The following is an 18,446-nucleotide window of genomic DNA, read 5'->3' as shown; positions in this document are numbered from 1 at the left end:
ATCGGTAGCGTTTGCACACCCTATAAGAGATTATCGCTGGATTGAAATTGGCTCTTGTTATTTGGCTAAAAAACGCCAAAAAGCATTTTTGAGATTTCACTCTTCCATTTGAACGATACTCATTATTTCTTTAACCACATTCACATCTTCTAGCGTGCTTAAATCTTGAGTGATGGGCTCTTTTTTGGCGATAGATTTCAAAAGCCTTCTCATGATTTTCCCGCTCCTGGTTTTAGGCAAACCTGGCACATACATGACATTGTCTAATTTAGCGATCTTTCCAATTTCAACGGATAAGATATGATTCATTTCTTTTAACAATTCTAAACTCTCGCCAAGATTGCATTTAGCCCCATCGCACAGCACCACAAACGCAAACAAGCCCTCTCCTTTAATCGTATCAGGGATACCCACTACCGCGCATTCAACCACCATTTCATGTTTAGAAATAGCGCTCTCCACTTCAGCCGTGCCAATCCTATGCCCGCTCACATTCACAATATCATCTGTGCGTCCAATAATAGTGATGTATCCGTTTTCATCCACGATAGCGCCATCTCCAGAGAGGTAGACATATTCCCCATTCAACTTGATCTGAGAAAAATAGCTATCAATGTATCGTTTTTCATCGCCCCAAATGTTTCTTACCATAGAAGGCCATGGCTTAGTGATGCATAAAAACCCTTGCTCTCCGGGCTTTGTTTTGGTGCCGTCTTCGTTTAAAACTTCTGCATGGATTCCAGGCAAAGGTAAAGTCGCACAGCTGGCCCTTATAGGCGTAGCTCCCGGTAAAGGGCTGATGATATGCCCGCCTGTTTCTGTTTGCCACCAAGTATCCACGATACTGCATTTTGAGTTACCGATTTTTTCATAAAACCATTTCCATGCCGTAGGGTTAATGGGCTCTCCTACCGTTCCTAAAACTTTGAGCGATTCTAAATTATACTTTAAGGGTTCGTTTTCGCCTTTAGCATGCAGCATTCTTATAGCGGTGGGGGAAGTGTAGAATTTATCCACGCGGTATTCTTCTATCATCCTCCACCATCTCCCATAATCCGGATAAGACATCGTGCCTTCTAGTATCAAAGTCGTTGCCCCGCAAGCTAAAGGCCCATAAACCACATAAGTGTGCCCTGTGATCCAACCAATATCAGCGGTGCACCAAAAATTATCGTTATCTCTAATATCAAAAACCCACTCCATCGTCATTTGCGCCCATAACAAATACCCTGCACTGCTGTGTTGAACGCCTTTAGGCTTTCCGGTTGATCCGCTTGTATAGAGCAAGAATAAAGGATCTTCAGAGTCCATCATTTCAGGTTCGCATTTATCGGATTGGTAATTGACCATTTCATTATAGACAAAATCGCGCCCTCTCACATAGTCAATCTCTCTGGCGTTTCGTATCACAATGAGCGCTTTTTCCACGCTAGGGCAGGCGTTATTTTCTAGAGCCTTGTCAAGGGCTAGCTTGAGCATGTAAGGTTTGCCTTTTCTAAAAGTCCCATCCGCTGTGATAACTAATTTAGCTTGAGCATCGTTGATCCTATCCCTTAAGGCTTCAGGGCTAAACCCAGCAAAAACGATGCTATGGATCGCTCCAATCCTAGCGCATGCGAGCATCATATAAACGCTTTCTACAATCATGGGCATATAGATAATGACTCTGTCGCCTTTTTTGACATTGAATTCGTTTTTTAAAAGGTTGGCTGTTTTATTGACTTCAGAGTGGAGTTTTCTGTAAGTGATGACATTATAATCCCCCATTTCCCCTTCAAAAATGATCGCCACTTTATTTTTTTTGTCTTTTAAATGCCTGTCTATGCAATTGTAAGAAACATTGATTTTGCCGTTTTCAAACCATTTGAAAAAAGGGGCGTTATCGCTGTTTAAAACCTTATCAAAAGGTTTAAACCATGTGAGTTTTTGCTTGGCTAACTCGCCCCAAAAATGTTCGTAATCTTCATTGGCTTCATGCACCAAATCCTTATATTCGCACATGTTTTTAATCCTGGCTTGCTTGGCAAACGCTCTGTTAGGGTTAAAGATTTTTTTAGCGAATTCTAAATCTTCGTCTAATTGCATTATATCTCCTTTCTATGGCTTTAAGCGCATTTTTATTATTATATCCAAACTCACACTCTTTTAAAGGGAGGGATACTTTTCTCTTTCTGTGGGGATTGAGACTGATAAAAAAGGAAATAGCACGATGAAACCTAAAGGGTGTATTAGCGTTAATATGCTAATATAGTAGAACATTATGACTACAAAAAGGGTGGTATGCTGATCTCCATAGCGTTTTTATTGGTTTTGTGTCTTTTGAATTATAGTTCTTTTAGGATGTTGAAATCGTTTTTAACCTTAAAGAAAATCTCTCAATACGCTTATTTAGGGTTTTTTATCCTTTTGAGCGTAGGCGAGGCAGCTTTTGCTTTTTATAGAAATAACATGCCTAGCCATTTGTTTGTTTTGACTTCAGCGTGTTCGTTTGTATCTTTTATTATTTTTATCCTTTCTTTGAGTTTTTACGGGTTTTCCTACTCCATAGAAAAAATAGATTTTTTGCATTCAAGGCGTAAAAGTTTAAAAAACTTTTTAAAATTGGGGTTTTATCTGGCGCTATTAGGGTATTTTTGGCGCGGGTTTTATGAAGGATTAGCCCGCCCTAAAATCAAAGAAACCCCTATTTATTTGGACAAGCTAGACAAAGAATTAAAGATTATTTTACTCACAGACATGCATGTGGGGAGTTTGTTGCAAAAAGATTTTGTTGATTACATTGTAGAAGAAGTCAATCAAAAAGAAGTGGATATGGTGCTGATTGGGGGGGATTTAGTGGATGAAAGCATTGAAAAAGTCAAATCTTTTTTACTGCCCTTAAACAACCTTAAAAGCACGCATGGCACTTTTTATGTGCCAGGAAATCATGAGTATTATCATGGTATAGAGCCGATTTTATCGTTTCTTGACACGCTTAATTTAACGATTTTAGGGAATGAGTGCGTGAATCTAGGAGGAATTAATTTGTGCGGCGTGTATGATTATTTCGCAAGGAAGCATCAAAATTTTGCCCCTGATATTGACAAAGCTTTAAAAAAACGCAATGAGAGTAAGCCCACGATCCTTTTAGCCCACCAGCCCAAACAAATTAGAAGCCTCAAAGAAAGCCACTCTGTAGATTTAGTGCTTTCAGGGCATACCCATGCAGGGCAAATCTTTCCTTTTAGCCTTTTAGTCAAGTTAGCGCAAACCTATTTATATGGTTTATACGAGCACAGCGGCACCACTCAAATTTATGTGAGTAGTGGGGCAGGGTATTGGGGTGTTCCTTTAAGGTTTTTAGCCCCTAGCGAGATCGCATACCTTAGGCTTTTACCTAAAAATCAAGCTTAGTTGAACAAAATCTTAAAATCTTAATCGTAATCAAGCGGTTAAAAATAAGGATCAAAACAAGGAGTTAAAAACAACCGCCAAGACAAAGGGAAAGGAGGGGGAGGTGACCCTTCAATCTTAAGCGGTGCCAACCAAACCATAAGGAATGGTTGGATTTGTGATTATACAATAAAATGGTGATTTTTAGTAAATGATTTTAAAAATTATCCATAAAAACGCTCAAAGGCATTTTTTACAACTAACAATCAAGGGCTTGATTTTAATCAAGCAATAACTTTTATTAATATTTTCTTAAACTAATTTAAAATTATGATATAATCAGTGTTCGAATTACTCTTAAATGCAGGAGTCATACACCATGCGCGTTCTACTGATTGAAAAAAATTCTGTTTTGGGTGGAGAAATTGAAAAGGGCTTAAATGTTAAAGGCTTTATGGCTGATGTAACAGAGAGTTTAGAGGATGGGGAATATCTTATGGATATTAGGAATTATGACTTGGTTATGGTTAGTGATAAAAATGCTTTAAGTTTTGTTTCTAGAATCAAGGAAAAGCATTCTTCTATTGTTGTTTTAGTTTCTTCGGATAACCCTACAAGCGAGGAAGAAGTCCATGCGTTTGAGCAAGGCGCGGACGATTATATCGCTAAACCTTATCGCAGCATTAAGGCTTTAGTCGCAAGGATTGAGGCTCGTTTGAGGTTTTGGGGTTCTAATGTGATTGAAATTGGGGATTTGACCATTAGCCCTGATGAAGAAAAGATTATTTACAAGGGGCGTGAAGTTGAAGTGAAAGGGAAGCCTTTTGAAGTGCTGACCCATCTTGCCAGACATAGGGATCAAATCGTCTCCAAAGAACAGCTTTTAGACGCTATTTGGGAAGAGCCTGAAATGGTTACCCCTAATGTCATTGAAGTGGCTATCAATCAAATCCGCCAAAAAATGGATAAACCCTTGGGGATTTCCACGGTTGAAACCGTGAGACGCAGAGGCTATCGTTTTTGCTACCCAAAACCGGCGTGTGAAGAATAAATTCTTTTTGCTAAAAATAGATCAGAATGAGGGTGTGGAGCGGGTAAAATCAAATATTTTAATAGCCATAGTAGAGGCACTCATATCAAGTTGGTGTTTAGCCAGGGGGCATAATCGTTTTATCTGCGATCAGTAGGGTATTTTGGTTAAAAACACTAAAATAGATTCGTATCAATTCATGGATTTAAATACCCATCAAAACACAAAAATGCAAACTTTGGCTCTGTCAAATATTGGCCATAAAACTTAAAGAATGCTAAAAACATTCTTTACAATCAAATGATTAAAAGAGCTTGATTTTAATCAAGCATTTTTAAGCGCTCTTTTGGGGGGTTATGGGGGTTAGTTGGAGGTTTGTAGGGGGAGAAGTTGTTTTAAAATACTCCTTATCCCCTTAAAAAATGAGTTCTTGCCATAAAACGACGGAATGAAAATTTTTAAACCTTCCAAAAAGAGTTTTTAAACTCTTGTTAGTTTTTGTTAGCTTTTTACAAACAGCTTAATTTAAGCGTTATTAAAGATTTCTTCAATTTGTTCTTTAATATCCCTGTAATTAAAGCTTTCTCTAAAGCCATCAATCTTGCCTCCGCTCGCATTCCTATGCCCGCCCCCATTAAAACACATTTGACTGAGTTCGCACACATCGCAATTCCCGTTCGCTCTTAAGCTCACATTCCCTTTAGAATTCACATCTATATAAAAATCAAAATCCGGATTTTGCGTTAAAAAAAGGTTAGCCAACACGCTAATACCCCCCATAGAATAACTTAAAAACCCTTTTTTATCCTGGTAATAAACGCTGCAATCATGCTTTTTTAAAGAGAGCAAATGCGTTTGCGCGTTTGAAGAAATATTGTCCATCGTTTCTGTATCAGGGTCGCCCCCTAAAGCGATTTTTTTGAGCCTGAATAAATCGTTATCATAGGCTACAGGGGCATTTTCTAAAAACAAATAGTTTTTAACTTCTTCTAAAAGCTTTAATTTATAATCGCGGTTTTCATCATCAAACATGAAACGATTCAATTCAGAGCTTTGGTTAATCATGCGCATACACACCTTGCCTAATTCAAAGCCATAACCTTGCGTGTCCCAAATATCCACAGAATTGACCATTTTCACCAAAGGCTCTAGCCATGTTGTGTTTTTTGACTCTAAAATCGCGTAATGCTTTTTTAAAAACTCATACACGATTTTAGTCGCGCAACGGTTCGTGTCTAAAAAATACCAATGGAAACTCTCAGCCACTTCCTTACCGCTGATATGGTGATCCAAAAGCTGGATTTGAATGTTTTTATTTTGCAAGCGGTGTTCTTGGATTTTATCTTGCAAATACTCTGCTTCATTCAAATTCAGATTCAAATCGCTAATCAAAATAAGGAATTCATTCTCCTTAGATTGAGCGATCGCGTTTAAAATCTCATAAATTCTCGCTGAGACTTCACGCCCGTAATTAGCGTTATAGCATTGGATATTTTTAAAAAATTGTTTTGAAACAAGCTGGCATGCATAGCCGTCTAAATCAATGTGTGAAAGGTGGTAAACTTGCATCGTTCTCCTTTTTTATTAATTATTTATCCATTAAAAGTTAATATGGATCGTGCCTAAGGCTTCAAAATTAGAGTTAGGATCTAATTCCGCATGGCTTAGCACGACCACATCAATCCTGGCCTGCTCCATTTGATTAAAAAGGGCTTTTCTTAAATTAGGCTCTACGATCAAAATCACCGGAGCGATCCCTTTTTGCAAGACTTTCATGGCCTCTTCAGAGACCCCTTCAATGAGTTTTTGCAATTCGCCCACATTGAGCAGCAGGCTCTTAGAAGTGCCATTTTCTCGCAATTTATTAAGCAAAAATTGTTCGCTATCGGTAGAAAAGGTTAAAAATTTCAAACGCCCGTCTTCAGATTTAAAAGCGTTAGTGATCACCCTAGAAAGCCTCGCCCTCACTTGTTCGGTTAAGATATTCACATCGTTTTGAACCAACGGGGCAATATCGGTAATCGTTTCCAAAATAGTGAGCATGTCCTTAATGGGGATTTTTTCATGCAACAAGGCTTGCAAGACTGAGCGGATCGCACCGGTGGGGATTTTTTTACTCTCTTCTACAATTGTAGGATAATCTTTAGCCAAGCGCTCTAAAAGGGATTTCACTTCATCTTTAGTGATAAAATCTTCAGCGTATTTTTTCACTAATTCACTGGTGTGCGTCGCAATAACGGTGCTTGGATCAATAATAGTGTAGCCTTGAATGATGGCTTCTTCTTTATTTTTAGTTTCAATCCATAAAGCGTCCATCCCAAAAGCCGGCTCTTTAGTAGGAATGCCTTCAATTTCTTTATTCACAAAACCGGTATTCATGGCTAAAAACTTATCCGGCATCACCATGCCTTCACCAATCACAATGCCCTTAAGCTTGATTTCATAATGCGTTGGGGGGAGCTGCAAATTATCCCTGATCCTAATTTGAGGCATCAAAAAACCATAATCGCTCGCTATCTTTTTTCTAATACCCCTAATCCTTTCTAACAAATCGCCCCCTTGTTTCATGTCCGCTAAGCTGATGAGCTGATAGCCTAAAGCCAGTTCTAAAAATTCAATTTTTAACACTTCATCAATCGCTTGTTCTTCTTCTCTTTTAAGCTCTTCTTGGGTTTTAGCCCTTGTGGTTGGGGTGTGGGGTTTGATTTTGGAGCTGTGGGGTTTTTCGCTCAAATCCAAGCCGAATTTTTGACTCAAATAATTTTCTAATTTAGTGAGCAGTCCGTCTTTTCCCTCCCTGCTAATCAGCCATGCGATGAATAAAAAGAGAGCCCCTACAAACGCTAAAGAAAAGGTAGGGAGTCCAGGAATGGTTGCAAAAAGCAATAAAATCGCTCCCACAATCACTAAAGTTTTGCTTTTATTGGTGAGCTGTGTGATGAGTTTGGAAGCAAAGTCCTCTTCTTCGTTTTGCGTGGTGCGAGTGGCGACAATACCGGTCGCTGTCGCAATGATTAAGGCAGGGATTTGCCCTACAAGCCCATCGCCAATGGTTAGGATAGTGAAAGTGCTAGCGCTAAAGCTCAAACTCATATCCCTTTGGAACACGCCCACTAAAAACCCTCCAATAATATTGATAAGCGTGATAATGATAGAAGCGATTGCATCGCCTTTGACAAATTTTGACGCGCCATCCATCGCGCCATAAAAATCCGCTTCTTGGCTTAGAGCGGCACGCCGTTTTTTAGCTTCCTTATCATCAATAAGCCCTGAATTTAAATCCGCATCAATCGCCATTTGCTTTCCTGGCATAGCGTCTAGAGCGAATCGCGCCCTAACTTCAGTCACCCGAGTAGAGCCATTAGTAACCACTAATAAATTCACTAACACTAAAATACTAAAGATAATAGCCCCAATCACATAATTCCCGCTCACGCTAAATTCCCCAAACGCCGTGATAATATCGCTCACCGCGCTAGGCCCTTTATAGCCTTGCGTTAAAATCATTCTAGTCGTGGCGACATTTAAAGCCAAGCGGTACAAGGTTACAATGAGCAATAAAGTGGGGAAAGCGCTAAAATCAGTCGGCTTGTCAATATAAAGCCCGATTAAAATAATCAACACCGATAGCGCGATAGAAATCGTGAGTAAAAAATCCAATACAAAAGGCGGTAACGGCACGATAATGATCGCTAAAATAGCGATCACAAAGACCACAAGGGCTAAGTCTTTGGATTGCAAAAAGCGTTTAAAGACAGGGAAAGTCTTTTTAAAAGCTAATTTGGAGCGTTCGTTTGCCATAATCTAAAATCAATGCCTTAATTTCGGTAGGTGTGTTTGTCTCTTATTATAATATAAAGTTTAAAAGTATGACACAAAAAAGCTTATTTTACGCTATAATGCGATCTTTATTAAATTACCAATTAGGAGGTCGTTATGGCTTTGAATCTGGAGAAAAAACAAGAAATCATTAAGGCGTTTGCCACTAAGCAAAACGATACGGGTTCTTGTGAGGTGCAAGTGGCGTTGTTGAATGAAAGGATCAGGCTTTTAACCGAGCATTTAAAGGCTAACCCCAAAGATCATTCCAGTCGTTTAGGGCTTTTAAAATTAGTCGCTCAAAGACGCAACTTGTTGAAATACATCAAACGCACCGATCATGCGCGTTATGTGGTTTTGATTGAAAAGTTAGGCATTAAAGACAGATAATTTTATCGGTTTTAGGGTATGGCGAGTTTGTGTTGAAAGAGCGTTTGAAAGCCTTTTTTAGTGCGGACTCTGTTTTCACTTTAATTTTTGCCCTTTTTTTTCTCACTTCGTTTAAAAAGCCTTTAACTCAAGTTTTGTTGATTGTTTTAATGGTTTTTTTGTTTTTTAGGTGTTATTTCCAAGCGTCTTTGAAAGAAACTTTCACGATTAATCATTTAAAAACCATGCCTTTCAAATGGCTCACTCTGGCTTTTTTGGGCGTGTTTTTAAGCATCTTCCCTAACATGTTTAACATGTATGATAGCCAAACTTTCCGCTACAATTTATTCGCTCTAAACATGTCCTTAACTTACGCTTGCGGGGCGTTATGCTTGCTTTTTGCCAGCCGTTTAAGAATCAAATTGAATCAAAAAGTCCTTTTTTATAGCATGACTGTTGCAAATTTCATTAACGGCTTGCTTTCATTAGTGCAAAAAATTTATTTTAACATGCCCAGAGCGCAAGGGTTTAGCACGGTTAAGGAGTATGTGGTTTTAGTGAGCGTTTCCATTTTAGGCTGTTATATTTATGCGCTTTATTCGCACAATCAAAAAGAGAAACTTTTTTTCACGCTTTCTGTTTTTGTGGGGTTTTTAGTCGTTATTTTAAGCGCTACAAGGAGCGCGACAATCGCCTTTGTAGCTACTTTTTTAATCCTTTCTTGCTTTATTTTATACGCCAAAAAATCGCTCAGACCATTGGGTTATATGATCGTTGTGAGTCTTGTTTTGAGCACTTTGTATATGGGGAGTAACGCTTTAGAAAAAAAGGGGGCAATAGAGCAATCTAGGGTTCAAAACCAAAGCTTTGAAGAGGATTTGAAACGCTACGCTAAAAAGGACGCTGATAGCAGTATCGGGTGGCGTTTGGAGCGCTGGAAAGAAGCCCTAACGGTTTTGCGTTTAAGGCCCTTGTTTGGTATGGCCGCTAGCGAGAAATGTCAGAGGTTAGAAGAGATTTTATCCTTATCAAAGTCTTATAGAGCCAAAGATTTGATTCTTTGTTATGAAAGATACGACAATCAAATCATTCATGTTTTAGCCACTAGGGGGATCATAGGCTTTTTGATCTGGCTCTTTTTTTTATTAGTTATTGTAAAGATTTTTTGGAGTGGGATCAAGCAAAATTCTTTAATATCGCTCTTTATATTAACGACACTCGCTTTTTACCTCATTTTTGGCATCGGGTTTGACCCCTTTGATTTCTTCATTACGGGAAGTTTTTTTGTAGGAATAATCATGATGGCTGTTTTTTTAAAAAAGGATAAAAGCGCTTTTTAGCATCAAAGGGTTTGATGTTAGTCAAGCGGTAGTTTCTTGACAATGCGTTCTTAGGGGATTTAAGGGGTAAGATAAAAACTTATGCTATAATGCGGTTTCATTCCATATTCAACAAGGAGAAATAAATAATGAAAATTTTAGTGATTCAAGGGCCTAATTTAAACATGTTAGGACACAGAGACCCAAGACTTTATGGCATGGTAACCTTAGACCAAATCCATGAAATCATGCAAACTTTCGTGAAACAAGGCAATTTAGATGTGGAATTAGAGTTTTTTCAAACCAATTTTGAGGGCGAAATCATTGACAAGATCCAAGAGAGCGTGGGCAGCGATTATGAAGGGATTATCATTAACCCTGGAGCGTTTTCGCACACTTCTATTGCGATTGCGGATGCGATCATGCTAGCGGGCAAACCCGTTATTGAAGTGCATCTCACTAACATTCAAGCTAGAGAAGAATTCAGGAAAAATTCTTACACCGGAGCGGCTTGTGGAGGCGTGATCATGGGATTTGGCCCGCTTGGTTACAACATGGCTTTAATGGCGATGGTCAATATTTTAGCCGAGATGAAAGCGTTCCAAGAAGCCCAACAAAACAACCCTAATAACCCCATTAACAATCAAAAATAAAAGGGGGTTATTGATGAGTGGATTAGAGAGAGAATCGCATTTCACGCTCAATGAAAACGCGATGTTTTTTGAGTGCGCTTATAGTTGCGATAACGCTTTGTTTTTGCAATTAGACGATCGCTCGTTTTTTATCACTGATTCTCGCTACACTCAAGAAGCTAAAGAAAGCGTTCAGCCTAAAAATGGCGTTTTAGCGGAAGTGGTAGAATCTAGCGATTTAGCGCGAAGTGCGGTTGATTTGATCGCAAAAAGTTCGGTTAAAAAACTCTTTTTTGACCCCAATCAAGTGAATTTACAAACCTACAAGCGTTTAAATTCAGCGCTTGGGGATAAGGTTGCTTTAGAGGGCGTGCCTAGTTACCACCGCCAAAAACGCATCATTAAAAACGAGCATGAAATCCAACTTCTCAAAAAATCTCAAGCGCTGAATGTTGAAGCTTTTGAAAATTTTGCCGAGTATGTGAAAAAGATTTTTGATGAAAAAGAGTCGTTGAGCGAGCGGTATTTGCAGCATAAGGTTAAGGACTTTTTGACTAGAGAGGGGGTTTATGATCTGAGCTTTGAGCCTATTTTAGCCTTGAATGCGAACGCGAGCAAGCCCCATGCTTTGCCTAGTGCGAAGGATTTTTTAAAAGCGGAGCACAGCATTCTTTTGGATATGGGGATCAAATACGAACGCTATTGCTCTGACAGGACTCGCACGGCTTTTTTTGACCCTAAAGATTTTGTCTTCAAAAGAGAGCAGAGTTTCAAGGATAAAGAGCGTCAAAAGATTTATGACATTGTGAAAGAAGCGCAAGAAAAGGCTATTTCAGGCATTAGAGCGGGCATGACCGGTAAAGAAGCGGACAGCTTGGCTAGGGGAGTGATTAGCGATTATGGTTATGGGCAATATTTCACTCACAGCACTGGGCATGGCATTGGCTTAGACATCCATGAGCTTCCCTATATTTCATCGCGCAGTGAAACCATTTTAGAAGAGGGCATGGTGTTTTCCATAGAGCCTGGGATTTATATCCCTGGGTTTTTTGGGGTGCGCATTGAAGATTTAGTGGTGATCAAAAATTCTAGGGCTGAGCTTTTGTGATGCGAGAGATCCTTACTAGCCGCTTTTTCCCTAGCCTTTTTAAAAAAAGGCTGGATTTTTCTAACAGGGTGGTTTTAGGGTTGGGATCTAATCTCAAAAATCCTTTAAAAATATTAAAAAATTGTTTTTTGTATTTTAAAAATCATAGTAAAATCGGGAAAATTTTTTCTTCGCCCATTTATATCAATCCGCCTTTTGGTTACACTAATCAACCCAACTTTTATAACGCTACGATCATCCTTAAAACATCTTTAAGTTTGCGCCATTTTTTTGCTCTGGTTTTTTATATAGAAAGGCGTTTTGGCCGTGCAAGGAAGCGCGATTTTAAAGACGCTCCAAGAACTTTAGACATTGATATTATCGCTTTTAATCAAGTCATTTTAAGGCAGAATGATTTGGCTTTACCTCATCCTAAATGGAGTGAAAGGGATTCGGTGTTAGTGCCGTTGGCTTTGCAACAAATTCTTTTTAAAAAAGGGGAGTGGTGAAATTCTATACCTATAGTGGGGAGACGGCCGCTGAAGCTTTAAAGATCGCTCAAAGCCACCATGGGGTGGATACGCTGGTGTTTAAAACCCAAGAAATCCGTAAAAAAACGCTCACTTCTTCTGGGCTTTATGAAATCGTTGTGGCGGTTGAAGAAGAAAACGAAAACAAACCCCCTAAAGCCCCCCTTATTCCAGAAAGTTTGTATGATGAAGAATTGAATGAAGAAGATGTGGTCATGCAGCTTTCAAGCACTGTAGAAGAAATGCGCAAACTCGCCGGGGTTTCATCCAGCCAGTGCAACTATAGTTTTTCAAAAAATAAGACCCTTTTAGAAAAAGACGCTCCATTAGAGGATGCGCCTTTAGAGGCTAATAAGCAAGACGCTTTATTGCAAGCCTTAAAAGATGAAGCCAACCATAAAAAAGAAAGAGAAAAAAGAGAAGTCAAACAAGAAGAAGAGATTAAAGACATCAATCTGCAATTAAGCAAAATCAGAGACAGCCTGAAACTCATTCAAAACATGTTTTGGGATGAGAAAAACCCCAATTCTGTCAATATCCCTCAAGAATTTGCCGAAATTTACAAACTGGCCAAACAAAGCGGGATGAAACCCAGCCATTTAGATGAAATCATGCAATTGAGCCTGGAATTGATGCCTTTACGCATGCGGGAAAATTCCGTAACGATCAAGCGTTATTTTAGAGAAGTGTTGCGCAAAATGATCTTGTGCCGCCCTGAAGATTTGAATTTAAGGCAAAAACGCATCTTAATGCTTGTAGGGCCAACAGGCGTGGGGAAAACGACGACTTTAGCTAAATTAGCCGCGCGCTATTCTAGGATGTTAGCTAAAAAATACAAGGTAGGCATTATCACTTTAGACAATTATCGCATTGGGGCTTTGGAGCAATTAAGCTGGTATGCTAATAAAATGAAAATGAGTATAGAAGCGGTGATTGACGCTAAGGATTTTGCTAAAGAAATTGAAGCTTTGGAATACTGCGATTTTATTTTAGTGGATACGACAGGGCATTCGCAATACGATAAAGAAAAAATTGCCGGTTTGAAAGAATTTATAGATGGGGGTTATAATATTGATGTGTCCTTAGTGCTTTCAGTTACTACTAAGTATGAAGACATGAAAGATATTTATGATTCTTTTGGGGTGTTAGGGATTGACACTTTAATCTTTACGAAATTAGATGAGAGTAGGGGGTTAGGGAATTTGTTTTCTTTAGTGCATGAAAGCCAAAAGCCTATCAGCTATCTTTCTGTTGGGCAAGAAGTGCCTATGGATTTGAAAGTGGCTACTAATGAATATTTAGTGGATTGCATGCTAGATGGCTTTAGTAACCCTAATAAGGAACAAGCATGAACAATCAAGCGAGCCGCTTAGATAATTTGATGAATCTTAAAAACCCCAAAAGTTTTTTTGATAATAAGGGGAATACCAAATTCATCGCTATCACAAGCGGTAAGGGAGGCGTGGGGAAATCCAATATTAGCGCTAATTTAGCCTACTCTTTATACAAGAAAGGTTATAAGGTAGGGGTGTTTGATGCGGATATTGGTTTAGCGAATTTAGATGTGATTTTTGGGGTGAAAACCCATAAAAATATCTTGCATGCCTTAAAGGGTGAAGCCAAATTGCAAGAAATCATTTGCGAGATTGAACCTGGGCTTTGCCTTATTCCCGGGGATAGCGGCGAAGAAATATTAAAATACATTAGCGGCGCAGAAGCTTTAGATCAATTCGTGGATGAAGAGGGGGTTTTAAGCTCTTTGGATTATATTGTGGTTGATACAGGCGCTGGGATTGGAGCCACTACGCAAGCGTTTTTGAACGCGAGCGATTGTGTGGTGATTGTTACCACCCCCGATCCTTCAGCGATTACCGATGCGTACGCATGCATTAAAATCAACTCCAAAAATAAAGATGAATTGTTCCTTATTACTAACATGGTAGCCCAACCTAAAGAGGGCAGGGCGACTTATGAAAGGCTGTTTAAAGTGGCTAAAAACAATATCGCTTCATTAGAATTGCATTACTTAGGAGCGATTGAAAACAGCTCCTTATTGAAACGCTATGTGAGGGAGCGCAAAATTTTGAGAAAAATAGCCCCTAATGATTTGTTTTCGCAATCCATTGATCAGATAGCGGGCCTTTTGGTTTCTAAATTAGAAACCGGCGCTTTAGAAATACCAAAAGAAGGTTTGAAAAGCTTTTTTAAAAGGCTTTTGAATTATTTGGGGTAGGCTTGAATGAAAGTGCAAAATTTTATCCATTTTTCTGTTGTGGTAGGGTTTTTTTTGGGGTTAGTGTTTTCGGTGTTGAAATTCAATGAGCCAGAGAGCATTTTATTATGGACGGTGTTATCCACGCTTGGGGGATACTTGATTGCGTTGTTGTTTGCGTCTATTTTTATCGCTTGCACGGATTTAGATATTTGCCTTTTTGACAAAAAAGGCACTGAAGAGAGCTTGCTTCGTTTCAACCATGAGTTTAAGAACAGAGAAAAAGAAGTGGCTAGTATTTTAGAATACATTAGAAGTTATGATTTTGATGATGGAAAATAGAATGCCCAAAGAAATTCAAAAAACTGAAACCAACGAAAAAAATATAGAAAAGGTTTTGAACGCTTATGATGAGCAGCAACACCACCATCAAGACGCGCTCGCTATCCAGTATTTACCGGCCGTGCGCGCTATGGCGTTTCGTTTAAAAGAGCGTTTGCCCAGCTCTATTGATTTTAACGATCTGGTTTCTATTGGCACTGAAGAATTGATTAAATTAGCCAGGCGTTATGAGAGCGCGTTAAACGATTCTTTTTGGGGGTATGCTAAAACTCGTGTCAATGGGGCGATGTTAGATTATTTGCGCTCTTTAGATGTGATTTCTCGCTCTAATAGAAAGCTGATTAAAAGCATTGATATTGAGATCACCAAACACCTTAATGAGCATGGGAAAGAGCCTAGCGATGCGTATTTAGCGCAAACTTTAGGCGAAAATATTGAAAAAATTAAAGAAGCCAAAACGGCTTCAGATATTTATGCGTTAGTGCCAATAGATGAACAATTCAATGCGATTGAGCAAGATGAAATCACTAAAAAAATTGAAGCAGAAGAGTTGTTAGAGCATGTCCAAAAAGCGCTGAATCAAATGAGCGAAAGAGAGCAAATCCTTATCCAGCTTTATTACTTTGAAGAGTTGAATTTGAGCGAGATTAAAGAGATTTTAGGCATCACTGAATCGCGCATTTCTCAAATCATTAAAGAAGTGATTAAAAAGGTGCGTAAATCCTTAGGAGTGGATCATGGCTGATATTTTAAGCCAAGAAGAAATTGATGCGCTTTTAGAAGTCGTTGATGAAAATGTGGATATTCAAAATGTCCAAAAAAAAGATATTATCCCGCAGCGCAGCGTAACCCTTTATGATTTCAAACGCCCTAATCGTGTGAGTAAGGAGCAACTGCGCTCTTTTAGGAGTATCCATGACAAAATGGCTAGGAATCTTTCCAGTCAAGTTTCTTCTATCATGCGTTCTATTGTAGAGATTCAGCTCCATAGCGTGGATCAAATGACTTATGGCGAATTTTTGATGAGTTTGCCTAGCCCTACAAGTTTTAATGTCTTTTCCATGAAGCCTATGGGAGGAACGGGGGTTTTAGAGATTAATCCTAGCATCGCTTTCCCTATGATTGACAGACTATTAGGGGGTAAGGGGAGCGCGTATGATCAAAACAGGGAGTTTAGCGATATTGAATTGAATTTATTGGATACGATTTTACGCCAAGTGATGCAAATTTTAAAAGAAGTGTGGTCGCCCGTGGTGGAGATGTTTCCTACTATTGACGCTAAAGAATCCAGCGCGAATGTGGTCCAAATCGTCGCTCAAAATGAAATTTCTATCATGGTGGTTTTAGAGATTATTATCGGGCATAGTCGTGGGATGATGAATATTTGTTACCCGGTGATTTCCATTGAGAGCATTCTTTCTAAAATGGGGAGTAGGGATTTGATGCTTTCAGAAACGAACTCTAAAAAGAGCCGTAATAAGGAATTGCAAGCGCTATTGAGTGGGGTGAGCGTGGATATGATCGTGTTTTTGGGCGCGGTGGAATTGAGTTTGAAAGAAATGTTGGATTTAGATGTGGGGGATACTATCCGGTTGAACAAGATCGCTAATGATGAAGTGAGCGTGTATGTGCATAAAAAAAAGCGTTATTTAGCGAGCGTGGGGTTTCAAGGGTATAGGAAAACCATTCAAATTAAAGAAGTGATCTATAGCGAAAAAGAACGCACTAAAGAAATTTTAGAAATGTTAGAAGAGCAGCGCAGAGGCAAAGTGGGCGATATTATGAAGATAGAAGAAGAGTGAGAAATGCAAGATTTTATTAAGATTTTTATTCAAGAGGTTGTCTCTACTTTAGAAGGGTTAGTGGGTAAGGCTCCAAGCGTGGGATTAGAAAAAGAAGTTTCTAGTAGTGAAGAATCTTTTTTAGGGGTAATCAGTGCGCCTTATGCAAGAGTCATGGTTAGCGCGATTGAAAAAGAAGAGAGCTCTATTGAATTACTGGCTCCGGTAGTTTTAGTTACCGCTTTAAGCGATTTGATGCTAGGAGGTGAGGGGGCGAGTAAGGAAGAAATGGATAATGACGATTTAGACGCTTTTAAAGAAATGGCTTCTAATATTTTTGGTGCGATCGCTACGAGCTTGAAGTCTCAAGAATTGCTCCCCAAACTCAATTTCACTACCACGAACGCTGAAATCGCTAAAGAGCTTCCTAAAAAAGAAGATTACGCTAAAGCGATGGTGTTTTCTTTTAAAATGGAAGCCATCAAAGAAAGCCAAATCATTTTATTGACTACGGCGGCTTTTGAACGCCAATTTGAAAAAACGCACAAAGAAGAAAAAGAAGAAACGACACAGAGCGCTACTGAAGAGGTTAAAAACCATGATGCGTCTTTAGAAAACATAGAAATCCGCAATATCAGCATGCTTTTAGACGTGAAATTGAATGTTAAGGTGCGCATCGGGCAAAAAAAGATGATTTTAAAAGATGTGGTCTCTATGGATATAGGGAGCGTGGTAGAGTTGGATCAATTGGTGAATGACCCTTTGGAAATTCTTGTAGATGACAAAGTGATCGCTAAGGGCGAAGTGGTGATCGTGGATGGGAATTTTGGTATTCAGATCACGGATATTGGCACTAAAAAAGAACGCTTAGAACAATTGAAACATTAAATCTTTTTATCATAAAAAGGAAAGGGATATGGCTATTTTTGGAGAATTAAGCTCGCTTGGGCATTTGTTTAAAAAAACGCAAGCGTTAGAAATTTTGCATGCGTATTTAAAAGAGGTCATGCAAAAGGGTAGTAAAGCGAATCAAAGGGTTTTAAACCTCAATCCTAATACAGAATTTCAAACGCCTTTAGGGCATGGCATCTTTAGCATAGAGCAGAGTTATTGTTTAGAGCATGCCAAAGAGGGCGAGAAAGGCTTTTTTGAAAGCCACAAAAAATATGTGGATTTCCAGCTGATTGTCAAAGGCGTTGAGGGGGCTAAAGCGGTGGACATCAATCAGGCTGTCATTAAAAACCCTTACGATGAAAAAAGAGATTTGATCGTTTATGAGCCGGTCGGTGAAGCTTCTTTTTTGCGTTTGCATGCGGGCATGCTGGCTATTTTTTTTGAAAACGATGCGCATGCGTTGAGGTTTTATGGAGAGTCTTTTGAAAAATATAGGGAAGAGCCGATTTTTAAAGCGGTCGTTAAAGCGCCCAAAGGATTGATCAAATTAAAATTATGAAATTGGTGAGTCTTGTTATAGTTTTTTGTTGTTTTTTAGGGGCTGTAGAGTTGCCTGGAATTTATCAAACTCAGGAATTTTTATACATGAAAAGCTCTTTTGTGGAGTTTTTTGAGCATAACGGGAAGTTCTATGCCTATGGTATTTCTGATGTGGATGGCTCTAAAGCCAAAAAAGACAAGCTTAACCCTAACCCAAAACTAAGGAATCGCAGCGATAAAGGCGTGGTGTTTTTAAGCGATTTGATTAAGGTTGGAAAACGATCTTATAAAGGCGGTAAAGCGTATAATTTTTATGACGGCAAGACCTACTACGTGAGAGTCACTCAAAATTCAAATGGGGATTTAGAATTCACTTCAAGCTATGATAAATGGGGGTATGTCGGCAAGACTTTCACTTGGAAACGCTTGAGCGATGAAGAAATCAAAAATCTAAAACTCAAGCGTTTTGACTTGAATGAAGTCCTTAAAACCCTTAAAGATAACCCTATCTAAGCTAGC

At 39.0% G+C, this 18,446-nt stretch carries 18 protein-coding genes; 15 read left to right on the top strand and 3 right to left on the bottom strand.

The genetic code is table 11. The features are described from left to right. Positions 1-96: 96 nt before the first annotated feature. Positions 97-2,085, bottom strand: coding sequence for an acetate--CoA ligase (gene acs / locus DQL14_RS07025; protein ID WP_108169217.1), 1,989 nt, complete (start codon positions 2,083-2,085; stop codon positions 97-99). A 195-nt stretch (positions 2,086-2,280) separates the two neighbouring features. On the opposite strand from acs, the gene DQL14_RS07020 reads away from it, so the two are divergent. After that, a complete protein-coding gene (locus tag DQL14_RS07020; RefSeq protein ID WP_108169216.1) occupies positions 2,281-3,393 on the top strand; it encodes a metallophosphoesterase in 1,113 nt (370 codons plus the stop codon). Positions 3,394-3,751: 358 nt separating this feature from the next. Beyond that, complete coding sequence (gene hsrA / locus DQL14_RS07015) at positions 3,752-4,423, top strand: response regulator-like transcription factor HsrA (RefSeq protein ID WP_001264984.1); 672 nt, start codon at positions 3,752-3,754, stop codon at positions 4,421-4,423. 504 nt (positions 4,424-4,927) lie between these two features. Here the strand turns inward: hsrA and DQL14_RS07005 are convergent. After that, positions 4,928-5,971, bottom strand: coding sequence for a 3',5'-cyclic-nucleotide phosphodiesterase (locus DQL14_RS07005; protein ID WP_108169214.1), 1,044 nt, complete (start codon positions 5,969-5,971; stop codon positions 4,928-4,930). A gap of 30 nt (positions 5,972-6,001) precedes the next feature. Beyond that, complete coding sequence (gene flhA, locus DQL14_RS07000) at positions 6,002-8,203, bottom strand: flagellar biosynthesis protein FlhA (RefSeq protein WP_024750853.1); 2,202 nt, start codon at positions 8,201-8,203, stop codon at positions 6,002-6,004. Between the two features lie 135 nt (positions 8,204-8,338). Between flhA and rpsO the strand changes: the two genes are divergently transcribed. The 13 genes from rpsO to DQL14_RS06935 all read left to right on the top strand — a co-directional run bounded on the left by rpsO (position 8,339) and on the right by DQL14_RS06935 (position 18,440). Continuing rightward, complete coding sequence (gene rpsO, locus DQL14_RS06995) at positions 8,339-8,611, top strand: 30S ribosomal protein S15 (protein WP_108169213.1); 273 nt, start codon at positions 8,339-8,341, stop codon at positions 8,609-8,611. A gap of 29 nt (positions 8,612-8,640) precedes the next feature. Further along, positions 8,641-9,930: an O-antigen ligase family protein gene (locus DQL14_RS06990; RefSeq protein WP_108169212.1), complete on the top strand. Its 1,290-nt coding sequence runs from the start codon at positions 8,641-8,643 to the stop codon at positions 9,928-9,930. 128 nt (positions 9,931-10,058) lie between these two features. After that, complete coding sequence (gene aroQ / locus DQL14_RS06985) at positions 10,059-10,562, top strand: type II 3-dehydroquinate dehydratase (RefSeq protein WP_000699289.1); 504 nt, start codon at positions 10,059-10,061, stop codon at positions 10,560-10,562. A 13-nt stretch (positions 10,563-10,575) separates the two neighbouring features. After that, positions 10,576-11,649 carry an aminopeptidase gene (locus DQL14_RS06980; RefSeq protein WP_108169211.1) on the top strand — a complete coding sequence of 358 codons (1,074 nt, stop codon included), beginning with the start codon at positions 10,576-10,578 and terminating at the stop codon, positions 11,647-11,649. After that, positions 11,649-12,137, top strand: a complete 489-nt coding sequence (gene folK, locus DQL14_RS06975; protein ID WP_162296885.1) for a 2-amino-4-hydroxy-6-hydroxymethyldihydropteridine diphosphokinase — start codon at positions 11,649-11,651, stop codon at positions 12,135-12,137. The genes DQL14_RS06980 and folK overlap by 1 nt, the downstream gene beginning before the upstream one ends. Further along, positions 12,134-13,510 (top strand): flagellar biosynthesis protein FlhF, encoded by a 1,377-nt coding sequence (gene flhF, locus DQL14_RS06970; protein WP_162296884.1) that lies wholly within the window; start codon positions 12,134-12,136, stop codon positions 13,508-13,510. The genes folK and flhF overlap by 4 nt, the downstream gene beginning before the upstream one ends. Beyond that, positions 13,507-14,391: a flagellum site-determining protein YlxH gene (gene ylxH / locus DQL14_RS06965; RefSeq protein WP_108169208.1), complete on the top strand. Its 885-nt coding sequence runs from the start codon at positions 13,507-13,509 to the stop codon at positions 14,389-14,391. Before flhF ends, ylxH begins: the two co-directional genes overlap by 4 nt. A 6-nt stretch (positions 14,392-14,397) precedes the next feature. Next, a complete protein-coding gene (locus DQL14_RS06960; RefSeq protein WP_000868000.1) occupies positions 14,398-14,712 on the top strand; it encodes a hypothetical protein in 315 nt (104 codons plus the stop codon). Further along, positions 14,690-15,457, top strand: a complete 768-nt coding sequence (locus DQL14_RS06955) for an RNA polymerase sigma factor FliA (RefSeq protein ID WP_108169207.1) — start codon at positions 14,690-14,692, stop codon at positions 15,455-15,457. Before DQL14_RS06960 ends, DQL14_RS06955 begins: the two co-directional genes overlap by 23 nt. Beyond that, a complete protein-coding gene (gene fliM / locus DQL14_RS06950; RefSeq protein WP_000763575.1) occupies positions 15,450-16,514 on the top strand; it encodes a flagellar motor switch protein FliM in 1,065 nt (354 codons plus the stop codon). Before DQL14_RS06955 ends, fliM begins: the two co-directional genes overlap by 8 nt. 3 nt (positions 16,515-16,517) lie before the next feature. Beyond that, positions 16,518-17,381: a flagellar motor switch protein FliY gene (gene fliY / locus DQL14_RS06945; protein WP_108169206.1), complete on the top strand. Its 864-nt coding sequence runs from the start codon at positions 16,518-16,520 to the stop codon at positions 17,379-17,381. A 28-nt stretch (positions 17,382-17,409) separates the two neighbouring features. After that, positions 17,410-17,946, top strand: a complete 537-nt coding sequence (locus tag DQL14_RS06940) for a NanQ anomerase/TabA/YiaL family protein (protein WP_108169205.1) — start codon at positions 17,410-17,412, stop codon at positions 17,944-17,946. Then, entirely contained in the window at positions 17,943-18,440 is a 498-nt protein-coding gene (locus DQL14_RS06935) for a DUF2147 domain-containing protein (RefSeq protein WP_108169204.1), read from the top strand. Before DQL14_RS06940 ends, DQL14_RS06935 begins: the two co-directional genes overlap by 4 nt. Positions 18,441-18,446: the final 6 nt, after the last annotated feature.

This window comes from Helicobacter pylori NCTC 11637 = CCUG 17874 = ATCC 43504 = JCM 12093 (assembly GCF_900478295.1).
Taxonomy (GTDB): Bacteria; Campylobacterota; Campylobacteria; order Campylobacterales; family Helicobacteraceae; genus Helicobacter; species Helicobacter pylori.
This window is presented reverse-complemented; position numbering and strand designations above follow the sequence as displayed.

Bases quoted from the DNA above. Each gene is read 5' to 3' on its own strand.
- DQL14_RS07005 (WP_108169214.1), bottom strand. From the start codon at position 5,971: ATGCAAGTTTACCACCTTTCACACATTGATTTAGACGGCTATGCATGC.
- ylxH (WP_108169208.1), top strand. From the start codon at position 13,507: ATGAACAATCAAGCGAGCCGCTTAGATAATTTGATGAATCTTAAAAAC.
- DQL14_RS06940 (WP_108169205.1), top strand. From the start codon at position 17,410: ATGGCTATTTTTGGAGAATTAAGCTCGCTTGGGCATTTGTTTAAAAAA.
- aroQ (WP_000699289.1), top strand. From the start codon at position 10,059: ATGAAAATTTTAGTGATTCAAGGGCCTAATTTAAACATGTTAGGACAC.
- fliM (WP_000763575.1), top strand. From the start codon at position 15,450: ATGGCTGATATTTTAAGCCAAGAAGAAATTGATGCGCTTTTAGAAGTC.
- DQL14_RS06960 (WP_000868000.1), top strand. From the start codon at position 14,398: ATGAAAGTGCAAAATTTTATCCATTTTTCTGTTGTGGTAGGGTTTTTT.
- acs (WP_108169217.1), bottom strand. From the start codon at position 2,085: ATGCAATTAGACGAAGATTTAGAATTCGCTAAAAAAATCTTTAACCCT.
- DQL14_RS06955 (WP_108169207.1), top strand. From the start codon at position 14,690: ATGATTTTGATGATGGAAAATAGAATGCCCAAAGAAATTCAAAAAACT.
- hsrA (WP_001264984.1), top strand. From the start codon at position 3,752: ATGCGCGTTCTACTGATTGAAAAAAATTCTGTTTTGGGTGGAGAAATT.
- DQL14_RS06935 (WP_108169204.1), top strand. From the start codon at position 17,943: ATGAAATTGGTGAGTCTTGTTATAGTTTTTTGTTGTTTTTTAGGGGCT.
- DQL14_RS06980 (WP_108169211.1), top strand. From the start codon at position 10,576: ATGAGTGGATTAGAGAGAGAATCGCATTTCACGCTCAATGAAAACGCG.
- DQL14_RS07020 (WP_108169216.1), top strand. From the start codon at position 2,281: ATGCTGATCTCCATAGCGTTTTTATTGGTTTTGTGTCTTTTGAATTAT.
- fliY (WP_108169206.1), top strand. From the start codon at position 16,518: ATGCAAGATTTTATTAAGATTTTTATTCAAGAGGTTGTCTCTACTTTA.
- rpsO (WP_108169213.1), top strand. From the start codon at position 8,339: ATGGCTTTGAATCTGGAGAAAAAACAAGAAATCATTAAGGCGTTTGCC.
- flhA (WP_024750853.1), bottom strand. From the start codon at position 8,203: ATGGCAAACGAACGCTCCAAATTAGCTTTTAAAAAGACTTTCCCTGTC.
- folK (WP_162296885.1), top strand. From the start codon at position 11,649: ATGCGAGAGATCCTTACTAGCCGCTTTTTCCCTAGCCTTTTTAAAAAA.